The sequence below is a fragment of the Candidatus Bathyarchaeia archaeon genome (genome assembly GCA_038883335.1).
Taxonomy (GTDB): Archaea; Thermoproteota; Bathyarchaeia; order Hecatellales; family Hecatellaceae; genus JAVZMI01.
Map to the genome: position 1 here is coordinate 1 of JAVZMI010000011.1, position 21,141 is coordinate 21,141.

A 21,141-nucleotide genomic window follows, 5' to 3' on the forward strand; every position below is an offset into this window, starting at 1 on the left:
GAGTTAGGGCAATTAACCGTATTCACTTTAAGACCCTATGTCATTATATGGAAGATTGAAAGGGGCCACAGCAATCTTGATCTGATAGATTCAAAGTATAGGTCCTGTTATGATGTGAGTTCTGATATACCAGATCAAAACGCATGCAAGCTGTGTCAGTAAAAATATCAGTATGTACCTTTTAATATTCACGGCTCAACATCCAAAGCTCGCGGTACCCCACATATAAAGATTTAGCAGACCAGCTCGGAGAATGATCTTATATGGCGGCTTACCTATTCTTCGTGGACCCCTCGATTCTAACTAGTTCATGTAGACTGCCAGGTTCAGCCAGATGCAGTAAATAGGAGACGGCTAACTGGTTAGTGGCTTTGGTGCCGGGGACGGGTTTCGAACCCGCGACCTCTCTCCGGATGTGTGCCGTCTTAAATGCAACACCTCTGGATTATGAGTCCAGCGCTTTGATCTAGGCCCGATGTCTTCTAACCGGCTGAGCCACCCCGGCTCCTTATGTGTGTTGGGTCAATAGCTATAAAAGTATAGATCCCTAAACTCTATTTATTGGTCACGGAAAGGGTGCAAAGGCTTGATGGCGCCAGAGTTCCTAACTCTCAAAGACATTGACATTGTGGGTAAAACCGTATTCCTCAGACTGGACATAAACTCGCCCATCGACCCAGAGACGGGGCAGATTCTTGATGATACACGAATCAGGGCTGCAGCCCCCACAGTTAAAGAACTAAGCAAGTCTCGTCTCGTTATAGGCTCTCACCAGAGCCGCCCTGGCAAAGATGACTTCACGTCCCTAAGAGCACATGCAGCCGTCTTAAGGAGGTACTGTGGCAGAAACGTGAAGTTTATCGACGATGTGATGGGGCCGTCAGCTAGGGCGGCAATACAAGAGCTACGTAACGGTGAAGTCCTCGTCTTGGACAATTTAAGGTTCTGCTCCGAAGAGAACATAGAGGCGCCGGCTAAACAGCTAGTTAAGACACATCTAGTCAGGCGTCTCGCCCCTCTTTTTGATGTTTTTGTTAACGACGCCTTTGCAGCAGCCCATCGGTCTCAAGCATCGCTAGTCGGCTTCGCTGAGCTTATGCCCTCAGCAGCTGGGTTGATTATGGAGAAGGAAATCAAAAACATAAGTGGAATTCTTCAGAATCCTCGGCGGCCCTGTGTGTATCTTCTAGGCGGTGTAAAGGTGTCAGATAGGGTAGCCGTTATAGAGAATGCGTTGAAGAGCCAAAAAGTAGATTATGTCTTGTTAGGGGGACTCCTTGGGGAGTTCTTCCTGAAGGCGGCAGGATTCAACCTCGGAGTTGAGAATGAGAAGAAGTTGCAGGAACACCTCAAGTTTCTCGATAAGGCGCGAAGTATACTGGCGTCCAACAAGGATAAAATCGTTTTACCTGTAGATCTGGCTGTGAATAGAGAGGGTGAACGTGTCGATCTCGCCCTGAAAGACTTCCCAGTCGATGAGGTTATTATGGACATAGGGATTGAGACCACTGCCAAATACAGTAGTATCTTGAAGAATGCTGGTTCCGTGATTACAGACGGACCACTCGGCGTATTCGAGTATCAAGCTTTCAATTTTGGGACGAAAGGTGTGTTAGAGGCTATGGCTGAGAGTAAGGCCTTTACCCTTGCGGGGGGCGGTCATGTGGCAGGCGCCCTCGAGATCTTGGGTTTGGCAGACAAGATAAGCCACATCTCAACTGGCGGTGGGGCGATGTTGGCCCTTCTTGCGGGTGATCCTCTCCCAGCAGTTGAGGCTTTGAAGAGGAGCGCTAAACGGTTCAAAGGTAAACTGTAATCTGACACATAAGATTTTTCAACTAATAGGATCTAATACTTTGAGCGTATAGGGCTGCCCCGGTAGCTAAGCCAGGTCATAGCGATGGCCTTGTATGCCAACGCACAGATAGCCATAGGTCGCGGGCTCAAATCCCGCCCGGGGCTCCAATATGGAGTTTTAAAAACTAGGATGCTGGTGTATGGTTGTTTGCTCCAAAGCTTTAAATTTTCTATTTAGCATAGAAGCTGTTCTAGTGGTTTGCTAGGTGGTGAAGGGTGTTACTTGAAGATTGCCTGTTTTGTCTGCGAGTTTCCACCTAGAATCGTGGGAGGTCTCGGGACTTACGCTGCAGAGATCACGCGAGAATTCATTAAGAAAGGCCACGACGTATCTGTCTTCACCGTCAATGACGGTACTCTGAAAACGAGGGAGATCATAGGTGGGATAGAGGTTCACAGACCTCTTTTAGTAAATATGAGTAAGGTTCTACCCGACCTAATAGTTGATGACGTAAGGCGGTGGGGGACTGTTGGCATGCAGTTCTTCTCAGAAATATTCGTTTGCAACATCCTCTCCGCCTCTAAATTCGTCAACCAACTCGTCCTCCATGATAAGGAAGCTTTCAAGATAATAGCAATACACGATTGGCTTTCCTCCATCGCCGGTATTCTGTCTAAGGAGATGCTTAGGCTTCCTCTCGTTTTCCATGTTCATTCAACAGAAGAAGGGCGATCTCTAGGGGACGGCTCAAAGACTATAATTGAGTTGGAAAGAAAAGCAGCAGCCCACGCCAACGCAATAATCACTGTATCATACGCTATGAGGGATGAACTAATATCGCTAGGTTATCCTGCAGAGAAGATTCATGTCGTGTGGAATGGTGTAGATCCAGCCAAATATAACCCATCAAATGTATCTCCCGAGACAGTCCAAGCACTCAGGCGTCAGTATGGTGTCGACGACAAAGAGAAACTAATCCTGTGCTTGGCTAGGTTAACTAGGGTGAAGGGCGTTGATAAGATGGTGTTAGCCATGCCTCACATATTACAGAAACACCCTGAGGCCAAACTGGTTCTTGTGGGGAAGGGAGATATGGAGAACTATCTAGTAGACCTGATCGGAAGTCTCAAATTAAGAGATAAGGTGCAGTTTAACCGCAGTTTTCTACCTGAGCACGAGCGGATAGCACACTACGCCGCAGCCGATGTCGTGGTCTTCCCCAGCCTGTATGAGCCCTTCGGCATTGTAGCCTTAGAAGCCATGTCTATGGAAAAGCCCGTAGTTGTGGGAGCACGAGGAATATGTGGCTTCAGAGAGATTGTTGTCCCTCACGGCCCAGAGCAGAATGGGTTTCATGTAAACGCATACGACCCCGCCGATATCGCGTGGGGCGTAAACAGCATCCTAGACGACCCAGGAAGGTCGAAGATTTTGGGGGTTAATGGACGGCAGAGAGTTTTGAAAGAATTTACTTGGGAGAGGGCGGCGGATAGGACGCTGAAAATTTATGAACAGATTATTTCTGAGGCTAAGTCCTAGGCCTCCACCCAAAAGCCTCATACTCCTTTCTGACCCGGCCATATGCATCCAAAGTTTTCTTGGCTATCTCCTCCCACCTATAACGTTCTCCTATAAGGCGCCAGCCATTCTCCCCAATCCATCTAGCATAGTTTGGGTCCTCTAGGAGCTGGGTGAGGGCCGAGGCTAGAGAAGCGGGGTCGTTGGGTGGAACTAAGATACCTGTCTCTCCATGTTTTATTATCTCCGAGAAACCTCCGATATTAGAGGCTACAACCGGTCTTCTGGCAGCCATGGCCTCCAATGCTACGATACCAAAAGGCTCGTATAGGCTTGGAAACACCGCCACATCCGACAAAGAGTAGAGTGCCCGTAGTTCTTGGTCGTCGATGAAACCTGTGAAGAATGCTTTAACTCCAACGCCAATCTCATGTGCCCTGCGAACTAATTGGGGCTTCATCGGTCCGTCGCCTACAAATATGAACTTCACATCGCTTCTCCCCGCGAGCTTAGCAGCAGCCTCTAGGAGAATATGAACTCCCTTCTCATAGACCATCCTGCCAACATACAGGACTATTTTCTCCCAGGGAGCGGCATAGCGTGATCTAACTGCTTGGGCGTCAAGGGTACTCTTCCACTCAAAAGGGTTGATCCCGTTTGGGAGGACATCTACCTTCTCCGCTGGAAGTCCGAACATGGATAAGATCTCTCTTCGCATGAAGTGGCTGCATACAGCTACTCTCCAAGCCTCATATGTAAGTAACCACTCTAACTCATGGATGTGCCTCTGGAAGTTGTCAAGTAGTCCGCCGCGTCTCCCAAGCTCAGTGGAGTGGATGTGGGCATACAGAGGTACGCGATAGATGTGCTTAAGGCTGATGGCGGCTGGTGATACAAGCCAATCATGGGCATGTATAATATCGAACTTCTCCTTCATAACCTTGGATGCAGTTTCAATCATTGTAGCATTAAACTGGTAAACCCAGTCTAGGAAGCTGGGTGAAGCTAGTCTATAGGCGTCAACCCTGTAGACCTCAAGGTTTTCTTCTTTTTCATAGGGCGGTAAACCAGGGAAACCTAGTGTTATTATTACGACCCTTACGCCAAGTCGACTTAACTCTTTCGAGAGCCAATAAACATTCCTAGCCAACCCGCCCACAATTCTTGGTGGGTACTCCCAGGAGAGCATGAGTGAGTTCAAACTTTAACCTTCTCATAGGCGTTTATAGCTGTATCCACGTCACTCGAGCCAAGGCGTGCCGGCAATATTTTCTCACACAGAATTCCATAATCAACCTTTATTCTCGAAGCTACATCATCGTCCCCAGCTAAGATTATGTCGGCATATTTGAGGCAGAAGCGTTCTACCTCACTGATCCCATGCCCCAGAAGGTTTCCCATCCCCCCTCGAATAGACTCCGTAGAGTAGACTGTTAAGACTGTGGGGAGATTGAAGCTCCATTTCAGGTATAAGGCTGGAAGGCATGAGGTCCAATCATGGGCGTGTATGACGTTAAGGCCCTCCCCATTCATACTGTGGAAAAAATCCGCAGACCTTCGTACTAACGTGACACTTAGAGACCAAATATAGTTGAGAATACTGGCGTGATGCTTGATAGGATGGCCAGCCATTAAAACTCTGACCGCACCATCCATCTTTTCTCCATCCCCATCTGAAGGGTGGATTACGGTTACATCTAGCCCCCTCCCCGCGAGCCCTTGTGCGAGACTGTAAACATATCCAGCGACGCGGCCTACAATTCTTGGTGGGTACTCCCATGTCAGCAATAAAACCTTGAGAGGGCGGTCTTGCTTCCGTATTCTAGCTAAAGGAGGTGACGACACACATTGCTCCCTTCATAGTCACGTAGTATCGGTTTCCTTCAGACCGTACGTAGTCATCTTTTTTGAGATTATCTAGTATTTGGGCGACCTCTCCTTCACTCATCTTCAGATACCAAGCCAACTCCTCCAGAGGTCTAGCGTGAACAGGGTCGGTTGATGCTAAGGAGTGCAGGACAATCAAGACCTTCATCTCCACTTCTATGGGACTATTCGGCATAGTAGTCTCTCATTCCTCAAGCATACGATTATTTGCTACAGCTATGATTACCAGAAAACATAAGACAAGTTCGCTTTAAAAACTTTGGATAGGCTGCTAAAACGCAGGGGGTATCTCGCTTTTATTTTTTTAACTTCGTTCAATTGCCTTCAGCACGCAAACTCGTGAACAAAGAGATAAAGCGGTTTACTCGAACGTGTAAGTTTGGGTCTAGCTGCAACCTTCGTGTGTCATTGCAAATTTTATCCCTTGCCAGAAATGATTATAATAGGTTGGAAATAAACTGATCTTCGCCCGCATATCTCTCAATGACTTGAGTGACGCTTTCGGTTAGAAAGCGTAGCTACTTTAAACCTGATACGAATACACGATAACGAGCAGTTACAACCAACATTGAAGTGAGACAGATGTAAAAAATATCGATGGTTAGGAAGTCATGTCTGTGCCTGTTCGGGGTAGCTTTGCTTAGACTCTTCTTTGGATTCTCTGTTTCTTTTCTATCTTCTCCTTCTCCTTCTCAGCCTTCTTAGATTGCATCGGATTCTTCTTATCTCTGCCCATTACCACATCTCACCCTAAGCAAAAAGGATGCTAAACTCTAGGCGGTCTGTTTAAAAGGTTTTCGCCCATTAAATTTAATTTTTAGTTAAGGGCAGATGCTAGCCCCCCCCAGCAATTTTTAACGAAATATAACTTTATACTTAGTGCACTAACCTTGCTGCCTCTAACCTAAGTCATTTCAGTCATAGCTTATAGCCGAGCCTTCGGAGGAACTCCCTCCTCTCAGCGGCATCCTTATCGGTCTCGATTCCTTTAGGCTTATATCCATCTATTACGCCGAGGATACCTCTTCCCTGCTCAGTCTCAGCCACTATCACCTCAACTGGGTTAGCCGTAGCACAGAGGACTCTGCACACCTCGGGGACAGCTTTCACCGAGTTCAATATGTTTATTGGATAGGCTCCTCGTATGAAGATTATAAATGAATGCCCAGCACCAACCCTAAATGCATTCTCAGCCGCAGCGTGTTTAAGTTCTTCATCATTCCCGCTTAACCGAACTAGGCAGGGTCCAGAGCTCTCACAAAAGCCGATTCCAAATTTTACACCAGGGACTGAGCCTACCACTGCCTCATATAGGTCTTCAACAGTCTTAATGAAGTGAGATATGCCTAAGATCAAATTCGCATCCTTGGGCGTCTCAACCTTAACGACTTCGGTTTTCAAGAAGCCACACCCCTAATGCTTTATATCTGTAAATCTGTAATACCCTAAGTAAAAGTTTAAGTCATCGTCAATACCGCTCTCAAGAATGGTGAATATTTAGTTATTGCTGATTGCTGAGGGTTACCCTCAGTAGCGTTCAGCTGCAGGATAATCCGAAAGGTTTATTAATTAACCTTTTTTCACCATCATAGCTAACTCGCGGTAGTTAACTGAGAGGTGGTACCAATGGCAGAAGCTATTCCTGCGATGGTGGGTAATCAACCGATCCTCATATTGAAAGAGGGGTCGACGAGGACTAAAGGTAGAGAAGCTCAGAGAGCCAACATTATGGCTGCGAAAGTGGTAGCCGAAGTTGTGAAGTCTTCGCTAGGCCCCAAGGGAATGGATAAGATGCTCGTAGACGGCATAGGCGACGTGACCATAACCAATGATGGCGCGACTATACTGGATGAGATGGAGATCCAGCATCCAGCCGCCAAGATGATGGTCGAGGTCGCCAAGACCACAGATAAAGAGGTAGGTGATGGAACTACATCTGCAACCATTCTAGCGGGCGAACTACTCAAGAAAGCAGAGGATCTACTGGACAAGAATATACACCCCACAGTCATCGTAGATGGGTATATGAAGGCTGCCGAGCAAGCACTCGAGATTTTAGATAAAATCGCGATACCAGTCCAGCCAGACGACAAGGTGACATTAAAGAAGATAGCCTCAACAGCAATGGCCAGCAAAGCTCTCTCAGAAGGTAGGGAGCACCTCTCTTCACTTGTGGTCGACGCTGTCTTACGGGTGGCGGAGAAGAGTGACGGACAGTATAAGGTTGACTTAGGAAATATTAAAGTGGAAAAGAAATCCGGCGGGTCAGTTAATGAGACTAGGCTGATAGAAGGCATTGCGTTAGATAAGGAAGTCGTCCATCCAGACATGCCACGCAGAGTCGAGAATGCTAAAATAGCTTTACTATCCTGTTCCCTCGAGATCGAGAAGACAGAGTTTGACGCCAAACTAAACATAGAAACTCCCGAGCAGATGAAAGCCTTCCTCGACGAGGAGACTGCTATGCTTAAGAGTATGGTCGACAAGATTGCTGATGCCGGTGCCAACGTAGCCATATGCCAGAAGGGCATCGACGACATAGCACAACACTTCCTATCCAAGCGTGGAATCCTCACCGTTAGACGTGTCAAGGAGTCTGACATGGAGAAGGCTGCGAAGGCATGCGGCGGCAAGGTGGTTAACAACCTTGACGATTTGACGGCTACAGATCTTGGGTTTGCTAAACTCGTGGAGGAGAGGAAGCTGGGGGAGGACAAATGGCTGTTCGTCGAAGGTTGTAAAAACCCAAGGTCACTAACACTGCTCGTGAGGGGTGGAACTGATAAAGTTGTCGACGAGGCTGAGCGCTCAATCCATGATGCCCTCTGTGTTGTCAAAGATGTAATCCACAAGCCCAAGATTGTAGCTGGAGGAGGCGCCCCAGAAGTAGAGGTCTCATCGGAACTTAGACGGTGGGCTGATAAACTTTCAGGAAGAGAACAGTTGGCAGTTCAGGCCTTTGCGGAGGCGTTGGAAGTTATACCGATCTCCCTCGCGGAGAATGCTGGGCTAGAACCTATCGACATTATAGCAGAGTTGAAGTCTCGGCATGAGAATGGCGAACTATGGGCTGGTGTTGATCCCCTCGGAGGTTGTGTTAAGGATATGTCGAAGCTGGATGTTTGGGAGCCGCTGGCTGTCAAAGAACAGATAGTCAAGTCGGCAACAGAAGCGGCAACAATGCTACTGCGAATTGACGATGTAGTCGCCGCAGGAAAGACGAAGGAACCAAAGGAGAAAGAGAAGGCCCCAGGTTCTGAAGGCCCTGAGACTGAGGGCTTGGGTGACTAACAAGCCACATTTTTTATTTTTACCCTCCCAAGCGGAGCCTGATACCCTATTGGCTGCGTCAGAAAAGAGTGGAGGGAAGGTTGAAGATCTTAAGGAAGCTCCAACAGATGAAATAGAGCTTCTAAGGAAGAGTTTGAGAGAGGAGCAACTGAAGGCTGAGGAATATCTCAACCGTCTGAAATATCTCCAAGCTGATTTCGATAACTACCGCAAGAGGGTAGAGAAAGAAGTTAATGAGATGATACAGCTTAACAGTGAAAGGTTGCTTAGAAACTTCCTCGACATCATCGATGAGCTCGAGCTCGCTGCTAAAATCGCCTCGGAACATGAGAATAGGGACGTCGTCTCAGAAGGGTTGAAGATCACGTTGAAGAAGCTTTACGACATCCTAAAACGTGAGGGGCTAACCCCGATCGAGACTATTGGAAAACCCTTCGACCCAAACATGCACGAGGTAGTGTCTAGGATTGCAGTTGAGGGTTGCCCAGAAGGGACAGTCATATCAGAGGTTAGAAAAGGTTTCCTGTTTAAAGGTAAGGTCATCAGGCCGAGTATGGTTAATATTGCGGTAGCTCCTAAAGAGGGGATGGGGGCTGTAGAGGAGAAGAAGTAGAGGTTGATTCTAAATGAGCAAAAGTGACAGCAAAGAGAAGATAATAGGAATCGATTTGGGGACCACAAACTCCGCCGCCGCGGTGATGGAGGCCGGTAGACCTACCGTGATACCGAGTGCGGAAGGCCCAACGATAGCTGGCAAGATGTTCCCTTCCGTTGTTGCCTTCACTAAGGATGGACAGCTTTTGGTGGGTGAGCCTGCGAAGAGGCAAGCCTCCGCCAACCCTGAGGGGACCATCTTCGAGATTAAGAGGAAGATGGGAACAGACTACAAAGTAAGAGTCCACGGTAAGGAGTATACACCCCAGCAGATCTCTGCTTTCATACTCCAGAAAATCAAGAAGGACGCTGAAACATACTTAGGAATTCCCATCAAGAAGGCCGTTATTACTGTTCCAGCTCACTTCAATGACAACCAGAGGCAGGCTACAAAGGACGCCGGCGAGATAGCAGGTCTAGAAGTTGTAAGAATCATTAACGAGCCTACAGCTGCAAGCCTCGCTTATGGCTTGGATAAACTTGACAAAGAGATGAAGATCATGGTCTTCAGCTTCGGAGGGGGGACGCATGACGTTACGGTTATGGAGTTCGGAGGCGGCGTCTTCGAGGTTAAAGCTACGAGCGGGGATACTCAGACTGGGGGGGCTGACATAGATAAAGCGGTGATGGAGTATCTCTGCGAAGAGTTCAAGAGGCAGACTGGCATAGATCTCAAGAGCGATAAGCTTGCCATGGTCCGGCTCAAAGAGGCTGCTGAGAAGGCAAAGATAGAGCTCTCAACACTCATGACAACGGACATAGACCTGCCATTCATAGCGGTGGATGCCCAAGGTCCTAAACACCTCCACTTAACATTAACTAGAGCGAAGCTTGAAGAGTTGGCGTTACCCACAGTCAAGAGGATTGAGGCAACCATTGAAAAAGTGCTACTTGATGCGAAGCTTGAGCCAAAAGACATAGACAAGATAATACTGATCGGCGGACAGACAAGGATGCCCCTTGTCAGGAGGGTTGTTGAGGATTTCCTCGGCAAGCCTGCAGAGCGTGGAGTTGACCCGATGGAGTGTGTAGCAGTCGGCGCTGCCATTCAGGGCGCTGTTTTAGCTGGCGAGGTTAGGGATATACTGCTCTTAGATGTGACGCCTCTATCACTAGGAGTTGAGACGATGGGTGGGATATTCACTAAAATTGTAGAGCGTAACACAACCATCCCAACAAAGAGAAGTCAAATATTCACTACGGCTGCTGACTTCCAGACGACTGTTACAATTCATGTCCTACAAGGAGAGAGACCTATGGCGGCTGATAACGTCTCGTTAGGTATGTTCAATTTAACAGGAATTCCACCCGCACCTCGGGGAGTACCTCAAATCGAGGTAACCTTCGACATAGACGCCAATGGTATACTTCATGTGAGTGCTAAAGATCTCGGAACCAATAAAGAGGCAAAGATAACGATCACAGCGTCCACGAAGCTCTCAAAGGAAGAGAAGGAGCGTATGATCCGGGAGGCTGAGCAGTTCGCTGAACAAGACAGGAAGAAGAAGGAGGAGGCTGAGCTGCGTAACACCGCCGACTCGCTAATATACACAGCAGAGAAGACAAAGAAGGATCTGGGCGATAAAATAAGCAAAGAAAATGTGGACAGGATCGATAAGGCTGTCAACGAGCTGAAGGACGCCTTAGCTGGGAAGGACATCAATAAGATAAAAGAGAAGAACGAAGCCCTTACCAAGGTCCTTCAAGAGGTTGGTACGGTGGTATATCAGCAGGCTGCTCAACAATACGCACAACGGCAAGCCGCTAGTGAGGAGTCTAAGAAAACTAATGAGACTCGTGGGAAAGTAATCGAGACCGACTACAAGGTAGTGGAAGAAGAGAAAGATAAGAGATAAAAATTACTTCACCACTCTTCTCCGCTGAACGCTTAATGAGCAAGAGAGATTACTATGAGATTCTAGGCGTGCCTAGAAATGCAAGCCTAGATGAGATCAAGGCAGCTTACCGCAAGCTAGCCCTACAGTACCATCCAGATAGGAACAAATCCCCTGAGGCTGAAGAGAAATTTAAGGAGATCTCAGAAGCCTACGCTGTGCTCTCCGATGAGGAGAAGCGGAGGCAGTATGATAGTTTTGGCCACGAGGGTATACATGGGCGGTACACAACTGAAGACATCTTCCGGGGAGCTGATTTCAGTGACATCTTCAAAGATTTGGGCTTCGGCTTCGGAGGGTTTGAAGACATTTTCAATATGTTCTTCGGCCGGCAACCCTACCGTAGACCTCATGAGACTTATCGCCCTGTGAGAGGCGCTGACTTGAGGTACGACCTGGAGATCAGCCTCGAGGAGGCTGCTTCGGGAGTTGAGTCTCAGATACAGGTTCCCCGAGATGAGAGGTGTTCTCTCTGCAACGGTTCGGGAGCCCAGCCTGGGACTCAGCCGGTGAAATGTCAAAAATGTGGAGGGACTGGGCAGGTTCAATACAAGCGTGTTTCAGGCTGGGCTCAGCTCATTCAAATCCAAACTTGTAACCTCTGTGGTGGAAAGGGTGTGCGGGTTGAGTCTCCATGTCGCATCTGCCACGGAACTGGGATTGTGAGGCGCACTAGGACGCTTCAGATCAAGGTTCCAGCTGGTGTAGATTCAGGTTACATGTTGAAATTGAGAGGAGAAGGTGAAGCTGGTCCTAATCTTGGTCCTCCAGGCGATCTTTACGTCGTAGTCCATGTGAAGCCGCATAAGATATTCGAGAGGGATGGCAGCGACATAATCTGTGAGACATCTATAAGCTTCCCTTTGGCTGCCCTTGGAGGGGAGATCGAGGTTCCCACCTTAAATGGGAAGGTTAAACTGAAGATTCCAGCCGGCACTCAGAGCGGTTCAGTTTTCAGGTTAAAGGGGAGAGGGTTGCCTAAGCTGGGTGAATTCGGTCGTGGTGATGAGCTCGTGAAGGTACATGTACAAGTGCCCACAAAACTTAGCGAGCGTCAAATAGCGTTGTTGAGAGAGCTTGCCAAAGAGATGGGTGAAGATGTCGCGGTAAAGAAGCGGGGATTTTTCAATTTGTAGAAGGCTCATAAAAACATTACTATTTCAAAGAAATAGATAAAAGTTAGTTTGTAGTTTGAACTTGGTAATTGCAAGTTCGGCGGAGAAAACAGTTTAATGAAGTTTGAAGTCGAATCCTTATTTTTTGAGGATGTAAAGGTAAGTAGGGGTAATGCTCCCCGTTTCACTTTAGATGGTAGTGAGATAGATCTCTGGTCAGATCCCTACGTTAAATACCATTCCAGGACGCCTGTAGATTATATCACGGAAAAGATAATTGAGGAGGAGAGGGAGGGTAGAGATCCTTTCCCAGATATAGTTGGGAAGGAAGAAGAGAAGGAGCTGGTGAAGAACGCCCTCCTCTCAGGTTCACCTATACTCTTTAAGGGCAGGCGTGGTTACGGCAAGACGACCTTCTCCAAGGCGATTGCGAAACTGCTCCCTGAGAAACAGTTGGCAGTAAAGGGTTGCAAAATATACGATGACCCCCTTCATCCAACATGCTTCTCTTGCAAAAAGAAGGTTCTAGAGGATAAAGTCGTCGAGCTTTCGTGGATACCACGGGTTTGGATCAGAATCCCAGGTGACCCCATGTTAACTTCAAGGCAGCTGATTGGAGGTATATCCATCCAGAAGATTCGGGAAGGCTACGATCTTGACCATCCAGAGGTCTTCATACCTGGGAGAGCTTTAAAGGCTAATCGGGGGGTAGGCTATTTTGACGAGTTGGGGGCTGTGCCATCTTCCCTTCAGACTCTCCTGCATGAACTCTTCGAGGAGCAGCAAGTAACCACTATGGAAGGCGACGTGCTGCCGTTCAAAATTCAGACCTTGGAGTTAGCTTCAACTAACCCTGCAAACTACAGGGGAACGAACCCGATAAAGGAGCCCCTCCTAGACAGGATGGAGGAGATAGTGATAGGTCCCCCTGCAACTCTTGAAGAAGAGATCGAGATCGGAAAGAGGAATATGTACATCTCTAAAGTCTTGAAAAAAGATCCGCGAATTCCTAGCTGGCATCTCAAGATACTGGCAAGGGCTGTTAGGTATGGAAGGAGTGGGGAATCCAGATGCCCGCTCGCAAAAAATATAGAATCTGAGCCCTCCTGCAGAGCCACCATAAAACTATACGACCACGTCAAATCTAGGGCTTTGAGGAGTGGTAGAGAGAGCCCCCTCCTCAGCGACTACGGTGAGTCCTACCAGATTGTGAGACTTGCATTAGCTGGGCGTATAGAGGTTGAGGCTGGGGCGACTGTAAGTAAGACGGAAATCATACGGTGCTTGGTAAATGAAGCCATAAAAGAAACTTGCAAGGAGATCTACGACAAAATTCCCTCAGATAGGTTCGTCGAGCTATATGAGGAGCTTCGCATGGCTGGTGTCGAGCTGAACGGTAGAAGGTATCTCCCGATAGATCAGACCACGGTTTCCAGACTTAAGGGAAACGAAACGGTTGACTCGGCCGTTAGACAGATAGCTGAGAGAGAAGAGCTTGATGAAGACCTCTACCTCTCCGCTTTGGAGATACTGCTCCACTCTATTGCTCTCTGTCTACCTAGGCTAGTTGAGCGGAAAGAGAGAGGCTACCTGATGCGAGGGATGGAAAAGTTTGAAACCTGAGTGTGAGCTCTGCAAAGAGCCGAGAGAGAAAGGTATATCGTCAATATTTGGCAATGAGTTCGCCGAGAAGCTGGTCTACCACCTCTTCAAGCATAGTGAAGACTACCAAAAAAATGGTTTAACAGACTTGATACTCATGAAAGACCCAGCAGAAGATCTTAGAAAGAATAATGAGGAGGACGGAAAGGGTGGATGCCGGAAAAGATTACCTCGGAGGGGTGCAGATCAGCTGGATGACTATTATCTGCGACAACAGGCTGCCAAAGAGAAGTCTTGGGAGGATATAGTAACCAAGGTTAAGGCTGGAGTCATCCAACCTACTGACATCTCGGTAGGCAGTCTGGTTCGAAACTTTTTTGGAATTATAGCTAGAGAGCTGGCTGAGGAGGGGTTGATTGGCATAAAGAGGGAGGAACATTGGCTTTGCGCCGACCTTCAGACCATTAGCCCTGAGTTCAACGAGGTCAGCGAGAGGATTATAGCTAAGCGGGTGCTTAAGGAAGTTCTCGCAGGTTTGAAGGAGTATGGCATAGGACCTCATGAAGTTGAGGCCGCAGGATTCGGGGAACAACCCTCCCACATATTGAGAGACTATGATGACTTCCAGCACACTTATGATATGATAGACATCCAGGAGACCCTAATCCAGACAGCCATAAAGAATCCAGTAAATTTAGAGATTAGCCTTGATGACTTGAAAGCTAGGCTTCCACTCCACAAATCTAAGTCCTCATTCGTAATCTTGATGGACTGCTCCTACTCGATGCTTGGAGCGAAATTTATCGGAACCATAATGGCTGCTATGGCCTTTAGAGAACTACTCCAAGAGTGGTACAAAGACGATCATATCTTCATATTCGGGTATAATGAGAAGCCTTTCCCAGTGGCCCCAGCTGAGATCCTGCGACTGAAACCCTACGGATACACGGATATAGGGCTATCCCTAGAATTTGCTACAAATACACTCATGAAAGAGGATGGTAACAGGGTTGTCCTCCTGATAACTGATGGTGAGCCTACATGTTCATCCTTACGCGGCCAGACTCCTGAGGAAAGCGCCCTCAGAGCCGCTTACAAGGCTGGTGAAAGAGAAGTTCAGCTGAATATTATTATGCTCGATAAACGGCCGGAGCTGAGGCGCATTTGTGAGAAGATGGCGCGGCTTAATGGGAACGCTGTTGTTACCTACGTGGACAACCCATTAAACCTTAAAGATATAGTCATCAAGTCATACCTCCTCCATAAGCGGAGGCGTACACCATTCAGCATTCAGCTGCCCTGCCTAAGCTTCTGAGGATCAAGTTACATGGCTTTTTCTCTAAGCTTCTCTAACTCCGCTTTGAAGACTTGAAAGGCTTCTGGGCTGTAGAGGCAGAATATAACCTTCTCCAGACCTGTTATGCCCTTGAGATATTCGACAGTAGCCGACAGCATGATCTCTGCACACCTCTGGATAGGGAACCCGAAGACGCCGGTAGATATGGCTGGAAACGCTATACTCTTTAGGTTGTATTGATCTGCAAGTCTAAGGCTATTCAATGTTGCATACTTCAACTTCTCATCTTCATTCTCGTCCCCACGCCTCGGCCCTACCGCATGTATTACGTATTTCGCCTTTAGATTGCCACCCGTGGTGATCACAGCACCACCAACGTGGGTGCCTCCTATCCTATCGCACTCTTCCTGAATTTTTGGTCCACCCTTCCGTCTGATGGCACCTGCAACTCCGCCGCCAAGTTGTAGGGCAGAATTGGCTGCATTCACGATCGCATCCGTCGCCAGATCAGTAATGTCGCCTTGAACAAGCATAATGAGGCTGTTTTTGACTTTCACGTAATCTCTTCCTCTCCGATTTGTCCATTTGTTAGTTTGTGCACCATGTCTATACTAGAACTTTGATTCTCTTTTTGGCGACTAGGGCTTTAATCAGCTCTTTTCCTATCTCGGAGCGCTTTGTAACTTTAACTCGGCTTCTCTTACTCACCATCGCCGAGAATAGGAACACATCATCGACATATACTGCTATCTTCTTCTCGGCAGCCTCTTTGCCGAAGATTAACTCAACAGCGTCGCTTGTCTCTCTAACCTCAAACTCGATTTCATGCACCGTCGTGAGAGGTCGAGGCTCCACGTCGATGCGAATCCCAAGCTTCTCTTCTAGCTTGGAAATGACTGAGCCATCTTTTCCGATCAGCCGTGGGATATGAGTATTCTCGACTCTGACAGTGGCCATATTATCCGAAGTTACCTCCACCTCAGCTTTCGGATCGAATCTTTTAACCTCCTGAAGTATCCTCTCAGCTGCAAGCCTCTTTATACCCCTGACTTCGGTACCCTTTGAGACTGGGATTATGAAGTTCTCTTCCCCGAACGTATAGATCTCAAACTCTAGAACCCTACTCTCAAAGTCTCTAACCTCAACCACCGGTCTGGCGAGGTCTGCCTCCGCCATTCCCGTAGGCACCTTTACCACTAGGCTCAGCTCGTAGACCTTCGTTATCTCCCCATACCTTATGAAGAGGATGGTGTCCACTATGTAGGGTATCATCCCCAACTCAACTCTACCTATGAACCTCTGGATGGCGCCAATTGGGTCGCTAGCGTGAACAACGCCGATCATTCCAACCCCCGCTAGACGCATATCCGCAAAGACCCTGAAATCTTCAGTCTTCCTGACCTCGTCGAAGATAGTGTAGTCAGGTCTGACTAGGAGTAGTATGTCTGCAGTCTTCTCGAAGCTGCCTTCCAGAGGTCGATACTGAGTTACCTCGGGGCCCACTTGGAGATCTCTTGGAGACTCCAGAGTCTTCACAACACGTCCCTTCCTCATTAGAAACTCAGCTAGGGAGGAAGCAAAGGTAGTCTTCCCCGAGCCGGGCGGCCCAGCGATTAGGATGCCTTCAGCTTTGCTCTCCAAATGTTTAATCAGCTTCTTTGAGAGTTTGTAATCTTCTAAGGTTAGCTTCATCACTGGTCTGACTACCGTGACCTCTAAGCCATCTGAGAATGGAGGTCGGGCTATCGCGATTCGGTAGATGCCCAGCTGGATGACGGAGGCTCCACTTCTGCTGATCTCGACGAAACCGTCCCTACTAACCTCTACCGCTTCATAGATCTCCTTTATCATCTTGTTCAACTCCTCAGCGGTTGAAGGTTTATCTCTAACCTTCACCAGCTCAAGTTTACCCGGCTTTCCACGCTTCGCTAAGGGCGGAGTTTCCTCTTTGAGGTGGAGGCTCAAGGTCTCCGGCGTGAAGTACTCCTCGAAGCTCAACCTTATAGGCTTCGGCTCAGGCGGCATGTACTTTACGCTTACACCCTTGGCCTCAGCGACTAGCGACTGAACGTAGTCTGCTGTTAAAAGTACGGCGCCTTCACCTTTAGCCACATCCATTATTATGGCATCGATCCTCCCTCCTCTCGCAAGTCTTATCTCCTCGAGGGTAGGTCTCACACCTGAGAACCTCACCTTAACATTTCTATCACTGCTCAAGGCTTGAATCTTCTTAAGCTCGTTTAAACCGAAGAAGCCAGTCTCGCGTCCTTGAGAGGCTTGGGCTTGAAGTTCGTCCAAAACTGCAAGCGGAATTACTATCTCCGCGTCTTTAATTTCGCCTTTCTCCATGAGTTGACTGATCTTTCCATCCACGACTACCGAGGTATCTGGTACTATCTTATCCACAACCTTCGCCCTCTGACCTAATGATTCACCACCGCATAAACACTCCATTCACAACCTCTAAGTGCGGATATATGTCAACTGTATTTTTGGTGTAGACCATACTATTATATCCGTCACCTCTGGTTGTGTTAATATGTAATTCTTTATATGCGTATGGAGCTTGCCATTTTTTTATCGACGCTTTAAACTGTGCATAATAGCTAAATACTTTATCTTAATTGAACGTCATATCGTGAGTTGGGTACAGAAGGGTTGGGGTTTGTCTAACACCGAGGTTAAATCCACTATAGTCTTGGTGGGTGAGAAGCTCGTGATGAAGTATGTAGTGGCATGTTTGGCCTTCTTTAATAAGAAGGTTGCTACTGTAACTTTGAAGGCTAGATGGAAAGCTATCGGTAAGGCGGTTGCTACTGTTGAGCTAATTCCACGAGTCTTCCCTAGAGACTTAATAATGGGAAACATAAGTACCGGTTCGGCTACGTTTGAGATGGACGGAAAACACTCAAAGCCAAGCGCCATCGAGACCTCAATACGAAACTCCTAACCTCTCCGGCGGCTAAGTTTCGCCTCTTCTAAAGTAAAACTATCTCAACCCTCTGCTTTCCTCGTAGGTGTTAAGGTAGAGATCATGAAGCGGGTGTTCTCTAAAATCTCCGCGGTGCCTCCAGGCCCAAAGGCACGGGAAGTTATTCGAAGAGAGGTCAGCCTCCTAGTTAGAGGAGGGCTGAGACCCTATACACTCGTTCCAAGCGGTGGAGAAGGCTCCGTCTTGACTGACGTAGACGGGAACAGCTACATAGACTTTACCTCAGGGGGAGGTCTCCTAAGCCTCGGGCATAACCACCCGAGAATAATAGGCGCCCTGAAGGCTAAAATCGGGTCTTCAACTCACATACCCCCCAGCCACTGTTCGGAGGAGATGCTTACGCTAGCGGATACTCTGTCCAAGATAACCCCAGGCGGCTACAAGAAGAGTATCTACCTCGACGGTGGTGGATCCACTCCATTGGAGGTGGCTTTGAAGCTTCTAAGGTGGCACACTCGAAAGCATTACTTCATCGGTTTCATCGGAGCTTTCCATGGGGAGACCTACGGCGCCTTAACCCTCACAGCCGATAAGCCTGTCCGGCGCAGATACCTTGGGCCCTTCCTGCCTAACGTCTACCAGGCGCCATATCCCTACTGTTTCCGTTGCCCCCTCAAACTAGAGCCTTCTAACTGTAGTTATAGTTGTGTTGACTTTTTGGAGGACTGCGTCTTCAAGCGGTTTCTCCCACCTGAAGATGTTGCCGCGGTAGTGGCTGAGCCTATACTGGGTGAAGGCGGATGTGTGATACCCCCTTCAGAGTATTTCATAAGGCTGAAGAAGCTTCTGGAATGTTATGGAATTCCCTTGCTGGTTGATGAAGGTGAGTGTGGGATTGGGAGGACAGGGCGGTGGTTTGCTATTGAATGCTGGGCGGTGGAGCCAGATCTAACATGTTTTGGTGGAGACTTAGCTGGGGGGCTATCTCTTGGCGGCTTCGCTGTTAGGGCTGATATGGCTGACTGGGATGTAGAGATTAACGCAGGCGGTTTAGGGCTTAACCCTCTAACCCTTGCCGCAGCCATAGCTACCATAGATACGATAAAAGATGAAGGGTTGCTGGATAATGCCACCAATCAAGGGCGGTACCTCCTCCGCCGTTTGGAGGAATTTCGCGGTGAACACCCTTTGATTGGGGATGTGAGAGGGAAGGGTCTAATGGTGGGCGTGGAACTTGTCAGGGAGGGCAAAGGGAAGAGGGCGGCTGAAGAGGAGGCGAAGGAGGTCATCACCACGTGCTGGAAGAGGGGTCTCTGCCTAACACTCGCTGGCGCTTCGACGCTACGGATAAACCCTCCATTAACAGTCACCCGCGAGATAATAGACGAGGGGCTGAGCATATTGGAGGGGGTACTAAAAGAGGTGAGGAGAGAGAGCTGAGCATACTCATAGGTGAAGCCTTTGAAGATTGGAATTTCTTCCTTATTCGCCTCTAAGAAGCCTTTCCAAGATTTACTTCATAAGATAGCTATGTATGGTGCTGAATGTAAATATTGGGAGATCGTTGACGAGCACTGGCATAGGCTCGATCAGGAGAAGATCAGACTCCTTAAAGAGTTGAAAGAGTCTTACAATCTGGCCTTTACCGTCCACGCTCCCTTCACAGATCTAAATATAGCTTCCCTAAACCCTGAAATGCGGAGGCTAAGTCTTGAGATCTCGAAGAGGTCCCTCTCAAATGCAAGTTTGTTGGGGGCGGAGGTCTGGGTCTTCCACCCTGGAAACCACGGCCCGCTGAGTAGCTTCTTCCCAGGTCTAGATGTGAAGCTAAACCTTGAGGCTGTCGATGAGCTGGCAGGCTACGCCGAGGATATGGGAATTAAACTGGGCATCGAGAATATGCCCGGCGGCTTCTCAGCGATTCTGACGAAGGCTGAGGAGTTTGAAGGTTTCTTCCAGTTAGCGAGGCCTAACGTTGGGTTGGCCTTAGACGTAGGCCATGCCCATATTGTCGGTCAGTTAGAGGCATTCTTGAGGAAATTTAGTGGCAAGATTGTGCATGTCCACATTCACGACAACGGAGGCTTCTCTGATGCACACCTCGATGTAGGAGATGGATCTATCAACTGGACCAAGACCCTAGCCCATCTGAAGAGTAATAGCTTCGAAGGTATTCTTATGGTAGAGTCAGTTTTCAACCCTCTCCAAAGCCTGAGGACTCTCCGAGAGTTTGTGGATGAATGCACGTCATCTAAAGTATAACCCGCATAAAATCCTCAGCTACTTCTACGCTCTCGAAGACCTCCCTCGCTTGGCTCACCAGAATCGAGGGATCCCTGTATCTAGCGCTGACATGGGTCAGGATCAGCCTCTTCACCTTTGCCTTCTTAGCTAGCGTTGCAGCTTGACTAGGTGTACTATGCAACTCAGCCTCAGCAGCCTCACGGAACTCGTCGCCGAATGTTGACTCATGGATGAGTAGATCAGCCTCTTCGGCTAGGGCAGTGAGGCATCGGCATGGCCGTGTGTCGCCGGAGTAGACTATCTTAACTCCCGGGCTGGGAGGCTCTACCACCTCTTCAGGCTTGACCACGCGACCTCCCGGAAGTTTTACAGCTCTGCCGTGTTGGAGCCGGTGCCACATGGGTCCTTTCGGGATCTGTAATTCTAAAGCTTTTTCTGGATGGAACTTCCCAGGCTTCTTATCCTCGATGAACGCGTAGGCGAGGGTTGGGATTGTGTGCTCCACCCACCGTGCTTGTATCTTAAACCCTTCACCCCTACAGGCTACTCCTTCCCCTACCTCCAATACCTCCAATGGGTAACGGAGGTTAAACCGCAACTGATCCTTCACAGTGGCTATGAATTTCGCCAAGCCTTCTGGACCATACACCTCAAGTTTCTCTCGTCTATCAAGCAGAGACATTGTTTGGAGGAGTCCAGGTACACCCAGCACATGGTCGCCGTGAAGGTGAGTGACAAAGACTTTCATCCGTCTCCCAAAGCCGAGGTGTGCCCTCATCATCTGTCTTTGAGCTCCTTCCCCACAGTCAAAGAGGATTAACTGCCCTTCATACTTTAGTGCGATGCAGGCCAATCCTCTCTCAACGCTGGGAACACCTGCACCAGTCCCTAAAAATATGACTTCCAAT

General features: G+C 48.4%; 18 protein-coding genes and 2 tRNA genes. 12 read left to right on the plus strand and 8 right to left on the minus strand.

Annotated elements, in window-relative coordinates:
• Window positions 1-372: 372 nt before the first annotated feature.
• Window positions 373-505: transfer RNA gene (locus QXJ75_05800), tRNA-Met, on the minus strand.
• Between the two features lie 84 nt (window positions 506-589).
• Between QXJ75_05800 and QXJ75_05805 the strand changes: the two genes are divergently transcribed.
• From QXJ75_05805 to QXJ75_05815, 3 genes are all read left to right on the plus strand, one after another.
• Window positions 590-1,816, plus strand: a complete 1,227-nt coding sequence (locus QXJ75_05805; GenBank protein MEM3737577.1) for a phosphoglycerate kinase — start codon at window positions 590-592, stop codon at window positions 1,814-1,816.
• A gap of 56 nt (window positions 1,817-1,872) precedes the next feature.
• Window positions 1,873-1,965 (plus strand) — tRNA-Thr (locus tag QXJ75_05810).
• Between the two features lie 115 nt (window positions 1,966-2,080).
• Window positions 2,081-3,337, plus strand: coding sequence for a glycosyltransferase family 4 protein (locus tag QXJ75_05815; GenBank protein MEM3737578.1), 1,257 nt, complete (start codon window positions 2,081-2,083; stop codon window positions 3,335-3,337).
• On the opposite strand, the gene QXJ75_05820 is transcribed toward QXJ75_05815, so the two are convergent.
• The 4 genes from QXJ75_05820 to QXJ75_05835 form a co-directional block, all read right to left on the minus strand.
• Window positions 3,327-4,517, minus strand: a complete 1,191-nt coding sequence (locus tag QXJ75_05820; GenBank protein ID MEM3737579.1) for a glycosyltransferase family 4 protein — start codon at window positions 4,515-4,517, stop codon at window positions 3,327-3,329. The genes QXJ75_05815 and QXJ75_05820 overlap by 11 nt on opposite strands.
• Window positions 4,514-5,161, minus strand: coding sequence for a glycosyltransferase (locus QXJ75_05825; GenBank protein ID MEM3737580.1), 648 nt, complete (start codon window positions 5,159-5,161; stop codon window positions 4,514-4,516). The genes QXJ75_05820 and QXJ75_05825 overlap by 4 nt, the downstream gene beginning before the upstream one ends.
• Complete coding sequence (locus QXJ75_05830; protein ID MEM3737581.1) at window positions 5,139-5,351, minus strand: hypothetical protein; 213 nt, start codon at window positions 5,349-5,351, stop codon at window positions 5,139-5,141. The genes QXJ75_05825 and QXJ75_05830 overlap by 23 nt, the downstream gene beginning before the upstream one ends.
• Window positions 5,352-6,121: 770 nt before the next feature.
• On the minus strand, window positions 6,122-6,604 hold the full coding sequence (locus tag QXJ75_05835; protein MEM3737582.1) for an adenosine-specific kinase: 483 nt from the start codon (window positions 6,602-6,604) through the stop codon (window positions 6,122-6,124).
• Between the two features lie 225 nt (window positions 6,605-6,829).
• Between QXJ75_05835 and thsB the strand changes: the two genes are divergently transcribed.
• From thsB to QXJ75_05865, 6 genes are all read left to right on the plus strand, one after another.
• The gene (gene thsB, locus QXJ75_05840) at window positions 6,830-8,494 is read left to right on the plus strand and encodes a thermosome subunit beta (protein ID MEM3737583.1); all 1,665 of its coding nucleotides are present in this window, start codon (window positions 6,830-6,832) and stop codon (window positions 8,492-8,494) included.
• Window positions 8,495-8,543: 49 nt separating this feature from the next.
• A complete protein-coding gene (locus QXJ75_05845; GenBank protein MEM3737584.1) occupies window positions 8,544-9,107 on the plus strand; it encodes a nucleotide exchange factor GrpE in 564 nt (187 codons plus the stop codon).
• Window positions 9,108-9,120: 13 nt separating this feature from the next.
• Window positions 9,121-11,004, plus strand: coding sequence for a molecular chaperone DnaK (gene dnaK, locus QXJ75_05850; protein MEM3737585.1), 1,884 nt, complete (start codon window positions 9,121-9,123; stop codon window positions 11,002-11,004).
• 35 nt (window positions 11,005-11,039) lie between these two features.
• A complete protein-coding gene (dnaJ, locus tag QXJ75_05855) occupies window positions 11,040-12,179 on the plus strand; it encodes a molecular chaperone DnaJ (GenBank protein ID MEM3737586.1) in 1,140 nt (379 codons plus the stop codon).
• 96 nt (window positions 12,180-12,275) lie between these two features.
• Complete coding sequence (locus QXJ75_05860) at window positions 12,276-13,781, plus strand: ATPase (protein MEM3737587.1); 1,506 nt, start codon at window positions 12,276-12,278, stop codon at window positions 13,779-13,781.
• A complete protein-coding gene (locus QXJ75_05865; GenBank protein MEM3737588.1) occupies window positions 13,771-15,075 on the plus strand; it encodes a hypothetical protein in 1,305 nt (434 codons plus the stop codon). Before QXJ75_05860 ends, QXJ75_05865 begins: the two co-directional genes overlap by 11 nt.
• Before the next feature lie 8 nt (window positions 15,076-15,083).
• Here QXJ75_05865 and QXJ75_05870 read toward each other — a convergent pair whose 3' ends face one another.
• Together QXJ75_05870 and QXJ75_05875 are read right to left on the minus strand one after the other, a co-directional pair.
• Window positions 15,084-15,590, minus strand: coding sequence for a macro domain-containing protein (locus QXJ75_05870; GenBank protein MEM3737589.1), 507 nt, complete (start codon window positions 15,588-15,590; stop codon window positions 15,084-15,086).
• A gap of 73 nt (window positions 15,591-15,663) precedes the next feature.
• The gene (locus QXJ75_05875) at window positions 15,664-17,511 is read right to left on the minus strand and encodes a PINc/VapC family ATPase (protein ID MEM3737590.1); all 1,848 of its coding nucleotides are present in this window, start codon (window positions 17,509-17,511) and stop codon (window positions 15,664-15,666) included.
• A gap of 211 nt (window positions 17,512-17,722) precedes the next feature.
• On the opposite strand from QXJ75_05875, the gene QXJ75_05880 reads away from it, so the two are divergent.
• From QXJ75_05880 to QXJ75_05890, 3 genes are all read left to right on the plus strand, one after another.
• On the plus strand, window positions 17,723-18,007 hold the full coding sequence (locus tag QXJ75_05880) for an RNA-binding protein (protein MEM3737591.1): 285 nt from the start codon (window positions 17,723-17,725) through the stop codon (window positions 18,005-18,007).
• Between the two features lie 84 nt (window positions 18,008-18,091).
• The gene (locus QXJ75_05885) at window positions 18,092-19,429 is read left to right on the plus strand and encodes an aminotransferase class III-fold pyridoxal phosphate-dependent enzyme (protein MEM3737592.1); all 1,338 of its coding nucleotides are present in this window, start codon (window positions 18,092-18,094) and stop codon (window positions 19,427-19,429) included.
• A gap of 21 nt (window positions 19,430-19,450) precedes the next feature.
• Window positions 19,451-20,251, plus strand: a complete 801-nt coding sequence (locus QXJ75_05890) for a sugar phosphate isomerase/epimerase (GenBank protein ID MEM3737593.1) — start codon at window positions 19,451-19,453, stop codon at window positions 20,249-20,251.
• Here QXJ75_05890 and rnz read toward each other — a convergent pair.
• The gene (gene rnz, locus QXJ75_05895) at window positions 20,241-21,140 is read right to left on the minus strand and encodes a ribonuclease Z (protein MEM3737594.1); all 900 of its coding nucleotides are present in this window, start codon (window positions 21,138-21,140) and stop codon (window positions 20,241-20,243) included. The two genes, QXJ75_05890 and rnz, sit on opposite strands and share 11 nt — an antisense overlap.
• Window position 21,141: the final 1 nt, after the last annotated feature.